This window comes from Thauera sp. AutoDN2, from assembly GCF_051280715.1.
Taxonomy (GTDB): domain Bacteria; phylum Pseudomonadota; class Gammaproteobacteria; order Burkholderiales; family Rhodocyclaceae; genus Thauera.
Genome location: NZ_JBNCAR010000052.1, coordinates 1 through 10,456 on the forward strand (window position 1 = coordinate 1; position 10,456 = coordinate 10,456).

The 10,456-nt window shown below is 69.1% G+C and carries 8 protein-coding genes; 2 read left to right on the forward strand and 6 right to left on the reverse strand.

Going from position 1 to position 10,456, the window contains the following annotated elements; all coding sequences use genetic code 11:
• Nucleotides 1-300: 300 nt before the first annotated feature.
• The 3 genes from ACPT9U_RS16665 to ACPT9U_RS16675 all read right to left on the reverse strand — a co-directional run bounded on the left by ACPT9U_RS16665 (nucleotide 301) and on the right by ACPT9U_RS16675 (nucleotide 3,058).
• Nucleotides 301-1,095: an ABC transporter ATP-binding protein gene (locus ACPT9U_RS16665; protein WP_435751765.1), complete on the reverse strand. Its 795-nt coding sequence runs from the start codon at nucleotides 1,093-1,095 to the stop codon at nucleotides 301-303.
• Nucleotide 1,096: 1 nt separating this feature from the next.
• Nucleotides 1,097-1,987 (reverse strand): ABC transporter permease, encoded by an 891-nt coding sequence (locus ACPT9U_RS16670; RefSeq protein ID WP_435751766.1) that lies wholly within the window; start codon nucleotides 1,985-1,987, stop codon nucleotides 1,097-1,099.
• 99 nt (nucleotides 1,988-2,086) lie between these two features.
• A complete protein-coding gene (locus tag ACPT9U_RS16675) occupies nucleotides 2,087-3,058 on the reverse strand; it encodes an ABC transporter substrate-binding protein (RefSeq protein ID WP_435751767.1) in 972 nt (323 codons plus the stop codon).
• 198 nt (nucleotides 3,059-3,256) lie between these two features.
• Between ACPT9U_RS16675 and ACPT9U_RS16680 the strand changes: the two genes are divergently transcribed.
• The gene (locus ACPT9U_RS16680; protein ID WP_435751768.1) at nucleotides 3,257-6,607 is read left to right on the forward strand and encodes an error-prone DNA polymerase; all 3,351 of its coding nucleotides are present in this window, start codon (nucleotides 3,257-3,259) and stop codon (nucleotides 6,605-6,607) included.
• An 18-nt stretch (nucleotides 6,608-6,625) separates the two neighbouring features.
• On the opposite strand, the gene ACPT9U_RS16685 is transcribed toward ACPT9U_RS16680, so the two are convergent.
• Both ACPT9U_RS16685 and ACPT9U_RS16690 read right to left on the reverse strand, forming a co-directional pair.
• The gene (locus tag ACPT9U_RS16685; protein WP_435751769.1) at nucleotides 6,626-7,222 is read right to left on the reverse strand and encodes an ACP phosphodiesterase; all 597 of its coding nucleotides are present in this window, start codon (nucleotides 7,220-7,222) and stop codon (nucleotides 6,626-6,628) included.
• Nucleotides 7,219-8,397: an MFS transporter gene (locus ACPT9U_RS16690; protein ID WP_435751770.1), complete on the reverse strand. Its 1,179-nt coding sequence runs from the start codon at nucleotides 8,395-8,397 to the stop codon at nucleotides 7,219-7,221. Before ACPT9U_RS16690 ends, ACPT9U_RS16685 begins: the two co-directional genes overlap by 4 nt.
• 175 nt (nucleotides 8,398-8,572) lie before the next feature.
• On the opposite strand from ACPT9U_RS16690, the gene ACPT9U_RS16695 reads away from it, so the two are divergent.
• Nucleotides 8,573-9,535 (forward strand): D-2-hydroxyacid dehydrogenase, encoded by a 963-nt coding sequence (locus tag ACPT9U_RS16695; protein WP_435751771.1) that lies wholly within the window; start codon nucleotides 8,573-8,575, stop codon nucleotides 9,533-9,535.
• A gap of 18 nt (nucleotides 9,536-9,553) precedes the next feature.
• Here the strand turns inward: ACPT9U_RS16695 and ACPT9U_RS16700 are convergent, their stop codons facing one another.
• Nucleotides 9,554-10,324: a pentapeptide repeat-containing protein gene (locus ACPT9U_RS16700; RefSeq protein WP_435751772.1), complete on the reverse strand. Its 771-nt coding sequence runs from the start codon at nucleotides 10,322-10,324 to the stop codon at nucleotides 9,554-9,556.
• Nucleotides 10,325-10,456: the final 132 nt, after the last annotated feature.

The window sequence follows — 10,456 nt, forward strand, 5'->3', positions numbered from 1 at the left end:
TTGTCATCGTCGCTCACGCCCGGCGCGACATCGGCGACGCACGACAAGTCCATCAGAAGGGATGAGGACAGCGGAGCGACGTGCTTGAGGCAATGACAGCTTTCGAGGCCCAGCGGCCATCAGGATGGCTGCATTGTGGAGAGGAGGACGGGCAGCTGATGGCCGAAACAAGCCGCGGACACAATCTCGAAAATCTTCATCACAAACGCAAAATTTCGAGACATGCCCGGGCTATTCGAGGCCGCGGTACCCCATCTTGGCGTTCGTCACCGGCACGGCGCGCCCTGCAACACCGACGCGCTACCCCAGCAGCAGCGCGTCGTCGTCGATCTCCTCGCCGCGCACCTTCTCGAACATGTCGAGCAGGTGATGCACGTCGAGGCCTTCGCGCTCGGTGCCGGAGACGTCGAGCACGACGCGGCCTTGGTGCAGCATCACGGTGCGCTGGCCAACGTCGAGCGCCTGACGCATCGAGTGCGTGACCATCATCGTCGTGAGCTTGTGCTCCGCAACGATGCGCACGGTGAGTTCCAGCACGAAGGCCGCGGTGCGCGGGTCGAGCGCTGCGGTGTGCTCGTCGAGCAGCAGCAGGCGCGAGGGCTGCAGCGCCGCCATCAGCAGGCTCACCGCCTGGCGCTGGCCGCCCGAGAGCAGGCCGATGCGATCGGACAGGCGGTTCTCCAGACCGAGTCCGAGCGTGGACAGCTGGGCACGGAACTCCTCGCGCAGTGCCGGCTTGACCGCGAATGAGAAGCCGCGGCGCTCGCCGCGCATCTTGGCGAGCGCCATGTTCTCCTCGATGGTCAGGTCCTCGCAGGTGCCGGCGAGCGGGTCCTGGAACACCCGCGCCACATGGCGCGCCCGCCCCCACACCGGCTGGCGGGTCATGTCGATGCCGTCGATCTCGATGGTGCCGCTGTCGACACGCTGCTCGCCGGAGACGGCGTTCAGGAAGGTCGACTTGCCGGCGCCGTTGGAGCCGATCACGGTGACGAACTGCCCGGTCGGGATCTCGAGCGACATGCCGCGCAGGGCCTGCGTCTCGATCGGTGTGCCGGGGTTGAAGGTGAGGCGCAGGTCGGTTGCTTTCAACATGTCAGTTCACCTTCTTTCCGGACCAGTGCGCGCGCAGCTTGGGCACCACCAGCGCGACCGTCACCAGCACCGCGGTGACGAGGTTGAGGTCTTGCGCCTGCAGACCGATGAAGTCCGAATTGAGCGCGAGCGCGATGAAGAAGCGATACACGATGGCGCCGACGATCACCGCGATGGTCGCCAGGTAGAGCTTGCGCGAAGGCAGCAGGCTCTCGCCGACGATCACCGCCGCCAGGCCGATGACGATGGTGCCCACGCCCATCGAGATGTCCGCCCCGCCCTGGGTCTGCGCGAACAGCGCACCGGCCAGGCCCACCAGCGCGTTCGACAATGCCATGCCGGCCAGCACCGCCAGCCCGGTGTTGACACCCTGTGCGCGCGCCATGCGCGCGTTCGAGCCGGTGGCGCGAATCGCCAGCCCGCTCTGGGTGGCGAAGTAGGCATCCAGGGCGAGCTTGACCGCCAGCACGACAAAGACCAGCAGCAGCGGGCGGAACACATAGTCGGCCATCGCCTCGGGCTGCAGCAGGTTGAAGACAGTGGGCTCCATGATCAACGGCACGTTGGGCTTGCCCATGATGCGCAGGTTGATCGAGTAGAGCGCGATCATCATCAGGATGCTGGCGAGCAGGTCCATGATCTTGAGGCTGACGTTGAGCCAGCCGGTGACCAGTCCGGCGACCGCACCGGCGAGCGTCGCCACGATGGTGGCGGTGAAGGGATCGTAGCCGGCGGCGATCATGGTCGCGGCGACCGCGCCGCCGAGCGGGAAGCTGCCATCCACGGTCAGGTCAGGAAAGCGCAGCAGCCGGAACGAGATGTACACGCCGAGGGCGACGAGACTGAAGATCAGGCCGATCTCCAGCGCCCCGAGCAGGGTGTAGAGGGACATGGGAAATACCGTTGATTGAAAGACGACGCGGGCGCCCTGACAGGAGCGCCCGCGGCGGCCGGAGCGATCCGGCCGGTCCTGGACCGAGCCTGAACGCGATTACTCGATGACTTTGGCCGCGTCCTTGACGAGGTCTTCTGCCAGCGTGACGCCCTGCTTCTGCGCGGCGCCCGGGTTCACATGCAGGGACAGCTTGTTGCTGGTCTCGAAGGCAATGTCACCCGCCTTCTCGCCCTTGAGGATGCGCACAACCATCTCGCCGGTCTGCACGCCAATGGCCTTGTAGTCCATGCCGTACGCGGCCACCGCGCCACGCGCGACACTGTCGGTGTCGGCAGCCACGAGCGGGATCTTGGCGTCCATGCCGACCTTGACCAGCGCCTCGTAGGCCGACACCACGTTGTTGTCGGTGCTGGTGTAGAACACATCGACCTTGTCGATCAGGCTGCGCGCAGCCGAGCCGACATCCACCGAACGCGGCGCAGCGGCATCGACCAGGCTCATGCCGTGCTTGGGCAGAAGCTCGCGCATCTGCTCGAGCACCACGACCGAGTTGGCCTCGCCTGGGTTGAACACCATGCCCACGCGCTTGGCAGCGGGCGCCACACGCTTGATCAGTTCGATCTGCTTGTCGAGCTCGAGCGCATCCGACACCCCCGTGATATTGGTGCCCGAGGGCTGCATCGAAGGCACCAGCTTGGCGGCCACGGGATCGGTCACCGCCGAAAACACGAGGGGGATATCCTTGGTCGCGGCTGCCACGGCCTGCGCCGAGGGCGTGGCGATGGCGACGATCACATCGGACTTGTCGCCGACGAACTTACGCGCGATCTGTGCCGCGGTGCCGGTGTTCCCCTGGGCGCTCTGGTACTGCCACTTGAGGTTCTTGCCGTCCTCGTAGCCCGCGGCCGCGAGCGCCTCCTTGACGCCATCCCGGACCGCGTCGAGGGCCGGATGCTCGACGATCGCGGTGATGGCGACCGACTTCTGCTGCGCGTACACCGGGCTCGAAACGGCGAAAGCGAGCGCCAGCGCGCCGAACAGCACCTTGCGGGACTTGGTGAAGCTCATGAAGGACTCCTTGACGGCCATGCCGGCCGGGCAGTGAAGGACATACGCGATCGGCGACCGCGACAGGAAAGGCGAACGAGTCCGAGAGTTTAACAGCGCACTTGGCACATGCGACTGCGGTAGACCCCAAGACAGTGTCCAGCATTCACGATCAGCCGTAAGCCTTGCGAGAAAAACTGTATTTATTTACAGTTTTGCATGCCCATCCCGTATGCCGAACTTCACTGCCTGAGCAACTTCAGCTTCCAGCGCGGCGCCTCGCACCCCGAGGAGCTCATCGAGCGGGCTGCGGCCTTGGACTATGCGGCAATCGCGATCACCGACGAATGCTCGCTGGCCGGCGTGGTGCGCGCGCATCGTGCACTGCAGGAGATGCCCGTCAAAGACCGTCCGAAGCTGATCATCGGCAGCGAGTTCCAGCTCGCGGATGGGCCCCACGTCGTGCTGCTGGCCGCGAACCGGCGGGGCTACGGCCAGCTCTCGCGGCTCATCACCCAGGCCCGGCGTGCGGCCGACAAGGGGTGTTACCACATCGACCGGGAAATGCTCGAAGCCGACCCTGCGCAGCGTCTCGACGACTGCCTGGCCCTGCTCGTGCCACCGCCGCATTTTCCGCCCCTGCATGGGCTGGACGAGGCGGCGGCAGCGCTCGCCGCCGACGCGCGCTGGCTGGGCACGCTGTTTCCCGGCCGCAGCTGGATCGTGATGACGGCCCTGCTCGACGGCGTGGACGACCGCCGCCTGCACTGGCTGGATCACATCGCCGGCAGCGCCGGCCTGCCGCTGGTCGCCGCCAGCGGCGCGCTGATGCACGAGGCCGCCCGCCGCCCGCTGGCCGATGTGATGACTGCGCTGCGCCTGCACTGCAGCGTGGCTGAAGCCGGCCTGGCGCTCGCGCCCAACGGCGAACGCCGCCTGCACGATCACGCCACGCTCGCCAGCCGCTACCCGCCCGCACTGCTGGCCGAAACCCTCGCCGTGGCCGCGCGCTGCGGCTTCAGCCTGGACGAGCTGCGCTACGAATACCCGGCCGAACTCGTCCCCGCCGGCGAAACTCCGGCGAGCTGGCTGCGCCGCCTGGTCGAAGGCGGGCTGATGTGGCGCTTCGGCGCGCAGGTCTCCGTTCGCGCCGGTAACACCGTGGCACCCGTGCCACCAGCCTGCGCCGGCCATGCGTCGTCCACGGCCCCGTGCACCGACCCGCCGGCGCCGCTGCGCATCGCAACCCCGGCACCCACCGCCACGCCGCCCCAGCCCGCCGACGACCCCGCGCCGGCTTCGGTACGCACGCAGATCGAGTACGAGTTGGCACTGATCGCCGAGCTCGGCTACGAGCCCTATTTCCTCACCGTGCACGACATCGTCCGCTTCGCCCGCATCGCCGGCATCCTGTGCCAGGGGCGCGGCTCGGCGGCCAACTCGGTGGTGTGCTGGGCGCTCGGCATCACCGAAGTCGACCCGCAGCTCGGCATCATGCTGGTCGAACGCTTCATCTCGCGCGAGCGCAACGAGCCGCCCGACATCGACGTCGACTTCGAACACGACCGCCGCGAAGAGGTCATCCAGTACATCTACCGCAAGTACGGCCGGGACCGCGCCGCACTCGCCGCCACCGTGATCCGCTACCGCGCCCGCAGCGCGCTGCGCGACGTCGGCCGCGCGCTCGGTCTGGACGAGGCGCTGATCGAGCGCCTCACCCGCGCGCATCACTGGTTCGACGGCCACCGCATCCTGCCCGAGCGCCTCGCCGAGGTCGGGCTCGACCCCGCCAGCCCGGTCACCCGCCGCCTGGTTGCCCTCACCGAGGAACTCATCGGCTTTCCGCGCCACCTGTCGCAGCACGTCGGCGGCTTCGTCATCGCGCGCGGCCGGCTCAACGAGCTGGTGCCGGTGGAAAACGCCGCCATGGCCGATCGCACCGTGATCCAGTGGGACAAGGACGACCTCGACGCGGTCGGGCTGATGAAGATCGACGTGCTCGCGCTCGGCATGCTCTCCGCGCTGCGCCGCGGCCTGGCGCTGGTGTCGGCCTGGCGCGGCCGGCCGCTGACGCTGGCGACGATCCCGCGCGAACAGACGCAGGTGTACGAGATGCTGTCGCGCGCCGACTCGGTCGGCGTGTTCCAGGTCGAGTCACGCGCGCAGATGACCATGCTGCCGCGGCTCAAGCCGCGCCGCTTCTACGACCTGGTGGTCGAGGTCGCCATCGTGCGCCCCGGCCCGATCCAGGGCGGCATGGTCCACCCCTACCTGCAGGCACGCGATCGCGTGGCGCGCGGCGAGGACCCGATGGCCGGCCTGCGCGACGATATCCGTGGCGTGCTTGCGCGCACGCTCGGCGTGCCGATCTTCCAGGAGCAGGTGATGCAGCTCGCGGTGGTCGCGGCCGGCTTCACCGGCGGCGAGGCCGACCAGCTACGCCGCGCGATGGGCGCCTGGCGGCGCAAGGGCGAGCTCGAGCGCTACCGCCAGAAGCTGCTCGACGGGCTGGCGAAGAACCGCTACGACCCCGACTTCGCCCAGCGCCTGTGCCAGCAGATCGAGGGTTTCGGCAGCTACGGCTTTCCCGAATCCCACGCCGCCAGCTTCGCGCTGCTGGTGTACGCCTCGGCCTGGTTGAAGTGCTTCGAGCCCGCGGCCTTCCTCGCCGCGCTGCTCAACAGTCAACCGATGGGCTTCTATTCGCCCTCGCAGCTGATCCAGGACGCACGCCGTCACGGGGTGGAGGTGCGCGCGGCGGACGTCACCGTGAGCGAGTGGGACTGCACGCTGGAGCCTGCGGGGGGTACCACGACGGAGCCCGGACAGGTGGCTGCAAGCGCCGCGGCGCCCGTGACCTCGCAGCCCGCGGTCCGCCTCGGCCTGCGCATGATCCGCGGTCTGGCACGCGAGGCCGCGGCACGCATCGCCGCCGCACGCACCGAGCACGCTTTGACCAACACCCAGGACCTCGCCGCGCGCGCCCGGCTCGACGCCGGCGACCTGCGCACGCTCGCTGCCGGTGGTGCGCTCGCCAATCTCGCCGGCCATCGCCGCCAGGCCCTCTGGCAGGCGAGTGGCGCCGCGCCCCTGCCCGGGCTGCTCGCCCAGGCCCCGGGCGGCGACGTCGCTGCCACGCTGAACGCGCCCGCCGAGACCGAGGATCTGCTCGCGGATTATGCCCGCCTCGGCTTCACCCTCGGCCGCCATCCGCTGTCTTTCGTGCGCGACCAACTCGCGGGGCTGCGCTTTCTCACCGCCGCCGACATCGCCGCCGCGCCCGACCGCATGCTCGCGCGCGGCGCCGGTCTCGTGACCTGCCGCCAGCGCCCCGGCACCGCCAAGGGCACGCTGTTCGTGACGCTGGAGGACGAGACCGGACTCACCAACGTGATCGTCCGCCCCGAGCTCTTCGAGCAGCAGCGCCGCATCCTGCTCGGCGCCCGGCTGATGGGCGTGTTCGGGCAGATCAGCCGCCAGGGCCGGGTCGTGCATCTGGTGGCGAGCCGCGTCGTCGACCACTCGGCCCTGCTCGACAAGCTGGCCGCGCCCAGCCGGGATTTCCACTGAAACGCAACGGGCGATCGCTCAGCGCGCGGTCAGCCAGCCGGCCACGAAGCGCTGCGCATCCGGCAGCCACACACGAAAATCGCGCTCGAAGCCCTCCACCGCAGCGACGAACTCCGCCTCACCGCCCGCCAGCGGGTTGGGCCGCCGCACGCGGCGCGACATGCGCGCGAGCACGTCGGCGATGCCCTCGAGCCCGGCGTAGGACTGCAGCCAGTCTTCGCGCGCCATCAGCTCGAGCGCGTGGTGCGACGCTTCGGGCAGCTCGGCCCGGCGCGCGGCGAGCTGTCGATAGACGCCCGCACAATATTCCGACAGGGGCGCCGCGCCCTGCGCCATGCCGTAGCGCGTCCAGTCACGCGCCAGCAGATGGTCGTAGAAGATGTCCACCAGTACGCCCGCGTAGCGCCGCCGCCCGGCAGACACCCGCGCGCGGCTGGCGCAGAAGGCCGGATGGGTCTCGGCGAAGGCGTCGATCGCGCGGTGCAGCGCCACGCCGCGCGCGAGGTCGGCCGGAAGGCCGCAGGGCAAGGGACCCTTCACCCAGTCGCCCGCCACCCCGCCCACGACGAGCGCCGGCACATCGCCGGCCAGCAGCGCATGGGCGAGGAAGTTCACGCGCCCCGCCCCGCCGCCGCACGCTGACGCAGCGCCAGCCAGACCAGCGCCGCACCGGTGACGCCCACCGGCAGCAGCGAGCCGACGTTGAGCAGCGTCCAGCCCTGCGTCGTCACCAGCGCACCCGAGGCGAACGAGGTCAGCGCCATCACCGCGAACACGGCGAAGTTGATCGCCGCCTGCGCCTTGTCCTTTTCCTCGGGGAGATAGGCCTGCATCGCCAGCGTGGTGCTGCCGGTGAAGAGGAAGTTCCAGCCCACGCCGAGCAGGAACAAGCCGATCAGGAACTGGTGCAGGTCCTGCCCCGAGAGCGCCACCGCAATGCAGGCCAGGTTGAGCACCACGCCCACGCCCATGATCTGCAACACGCCGAAGCGCTTGATCAGGTGACCGGTGAAGAAGCCCGGTGCGAACATGCCGATCACGTGCCACTCGAGCACCAGCGCGGCATCCGAGAACGGCATGCCGCACACGTCCATGGCCAGCGGGGTCGCCGCCATGAGCAGGTTCATGACGCCGTAGCCCATTGCTGCGCCCAACGTCGACACGATGAATACCGGCTGGCGGACGATCTCGGCCAGCGGCCGGCCGCCGGCAGCCCCCGCCGTCCTGACCGGCTCGGCCGGGAAGCGGATGCCGGCCATCACCGCCATCGACACCAGCGCTACCACCGCCAGCGCGAGATAGGAACCCATGAAGGGCGCGCCCATGGCCTCGCGCGTATAGTTGGCCAGGTTGGGGCCGATCACCGCGCCGATGAGACCGCCGGCCAGCACCAGCGACACCGCCTTCTCGCGGAAGGAGGCAGGCGCCAGCTCGGCGGCGGCGAAGCGGTAGAGCTGGCCGTTGGCGCTGTAGTAGCCCGCGATCACCGTGCCCGCGACAAGCAGCCAGAAGCTCCCGATCGACAGTGCGAAGGCGCACAGCAGGGTGGTCACCAGCGCCACCAGCAGGCCGAGCTGGAAAGACACCTGCCGCCCCCAGCGTCGCTGGGTGCGCGCCACCAGTCCGGTCGACAGCGCCCCGCCCACCACGTAGCCCATCACCGGCAGCGTCGCCATCCACGCCACCGGCGCGAGGCTGAAGCCCACCAGCCCGTTGATGGCGATGAACACCACGTTGTTGGTCAGGAACAGGCCCTGGGCAATCGCCAGCAGCCAGAGATTCTTCTTCATCGGGGACACGACACCTTCTTGTGGAGGAGGCGAACTGTACCTGCTCGCGGCCGGCCTTGTCCCGCCGCACCGGCGCGGTGGCTTATCCTTCGCGCTGGCTCCCGCTTCGCCGCCCCCTCCTTCCGTCACTTTCATCGCCCATCACCCACCCGGCCGCGCCACCAGGACACCCGCCATGCACAAGATCGTCTTTCTCGACCGCGCCACCCTCGCGCCGCAGATTCGCCTGCGCACCCCCGCGTTCCCGCACGAGCTGGTCCTCCACGCGGGCACGCCGCCCGCGCAGGTGGTCGAGCGCCTGCAAGGGGCCAGCATCGCGATCATCAACAAGGTGCCGCTCGACGCCCAGGCGCTCGCGCAGCTGCCCGAACTGCGCCTGATCACGGTCGCCGCAACCGGCACCGACTGCGTCGACAAGGCCTGGTGCCGCGCGCACGGCATCGCAGTGGCGAACATCCGCGGCTACGCGGTCGATACGGTGCCCGAGCACACCTTCGCGCTCATGCTCGCGCTGCGGCGCAACCTCATCGCCTACCGCGAGGACGTGATCGCCGGCGCCTGGCAGCGCGCCGGGCAGTTCTGCTTTTTCGACCATCCGGTGCGGGACCTGCACGGCGCGCGCCTGGGCATCATCGGTGAAGGCATACTGGGCCAGCGCGTGGCGCACATCGCGCGCGCCTTCGGCATGGAGCCGCTGTTCGCCGCGCGCAAGGGCAGGCCCAGCCCCGGCCGCCTGTACACGCCCTGGGACGAGGTGCTCGCCAGCAGCGACATCATCACCCTGCACTGCCCGCTCACCGCCGAGACACGCGGCATGATCGCAATGCCCGAGTTCCGCGCCATGGCGCGGCGGCCGCTGCTGATCAACACCGCCCGTGGCGGCCTGGTCGACGAGCAGGCGCTGGCGCAGGCCCTGGACGAGGGGCTGATCGCGGGCGCCGGCTTCGACGTCACCGACGGCGAGCCCCCCGCCGCCGACAGCCCAATGATGCGCATCGCCGCACGCCCCAACGTGATCCTGACGCCACACGTGGCCTGGGCCTCGGACGCGGCGCAGCAGACGCTCGCCGACCAGCTCATCGACAACATCGAGAACTTCGTCGCCGGCCGGCCGAGCAATCTGGTAGAGGGGGCCTAGGGCTGGGCGCTCCGGCGCTCAGCGGCGCTCGCGCACCACGAAGGGCTCGATCAGCGCATCCTCGGCGGACTGCGGACGGTTGATCGCGCCACTGAAGTCGGCATCCCACACGTCGGCGTTGGTGAACGCGGCACCGGCGAGGTCGGCCTGCCCGAAACGCGCCCGCCGCAGCATGGCGCCAAGCAGCTTCGTCTCGCGCAGGCTGGCGCCGCTGAAGTCGACATCCTCCATCGCCGCGCCGGTGAGATCGGCGCCGGACAGATCAGTGCCGATCATCCGTCCGTCGGTGAATACGCCGCGGAACGCATAGCAGCCACGGATCGACCCGCCCGACAGGTCGATGCCCTCCATCAGCACGTCCTTGAGGTACGCCCCGGAAAGATCGGCGCGCACCGCGCGCGCGTTGATCAGGTTGGCGCCGAAGAGATTGGACTCCTGCATGCGCGCCGCCTCGAGGTTGGCGTCATCCAAGGTGGCATGGAACAGATCCGCCTTGCGCAGATCCGCCTCGCGCAGGTCGGCGCCGGCGAAGTTCACCCATTTCGCACTGCTGCCGCGCAGGTCCGCCCCGAACAGCCTGGCGCCACGTAGGTCGGCATTGTCGAGCATCACCCCCGCCAGGTTCACACCGCTGAGGTTCAGTCCAGCGAGCTTGCGGTGCGACAGGTCGCAATGCGACAGATCAGTGTGGGGTTGCGGCGCACTGCAATCCCCGGCCCCCATCGTCGTGGCGCCCGCCAGGGAAATCCAACTCGCGGCGAGCACGAGGAAGATCGGACGGGTGTTCATGGCAACGCCTCTCCTTTTGGCCACTGCAGGACCTTCTAGTGTAGTGCTGCATTTTGTTTGGAACTTAAGCGGCTGTTTGCGCGGATGACCTTCTGCAGGATGTCGCGAGCGCTCTTGGTCCAGATGAAGGGC

Excerpts from the sequence above, each read along its gene's own strand:
- ACPT9U_RS16665 (WP_435751765.1), bottom strand. The coding sequence starts at position 1,095 with ATGTTGAAAGCAACCGACCTGCGCCTCACCTTCAACCCCGGCACACCG.
- ACPT9U_RS16670 (WP_435751766.1), bottom strand. The coding sequence starts at position 1,987 with ATGTCCCTCTACACCCTGCTCGGGGCGCTGGAGATCGGCCTGATCTTC.
- ACPT9U_RS16675 (WP_435751767.1), bottom strand. The coding sequence starts at position 3,058 with ATGAGCTTCACCAAGTCCCGCAAGGTGCTGTTCGGCGCGCTGGCGCTC.
- ACPT9U_RS16680 (WP_435751768.1), top strand. The coding sequence starts at position 3,257 with ATGCCCATCCCGTATGCCGAACTTCACTGCCTGAGCAACTTCAGCTTC.
- ACPT9U_RS16690 (WP_435751770.1), bottom strand. The coding sequence starts at position 8,397 with ATGAAGAAGAATCTCTGGCTGCTGGCGATTGCCCAGGGCCTGTTCCTG.
- ACPT9U_RS16695 (WP_435751771.1), top strand. The coding sequence starts at position 8,573 with ATGCACAAGATCGTCTTTCTCGACCGCGCCACCCTCGCGCCGCAGATT.
- ACPT9U_RS16700 (WP_435751772.1), bottom strand. The coding sequence starts at position 10,324 with ATGAACACCCGTCCGATCTTCCTCGTGCTCGCCGCGAGTTGGATTTCC.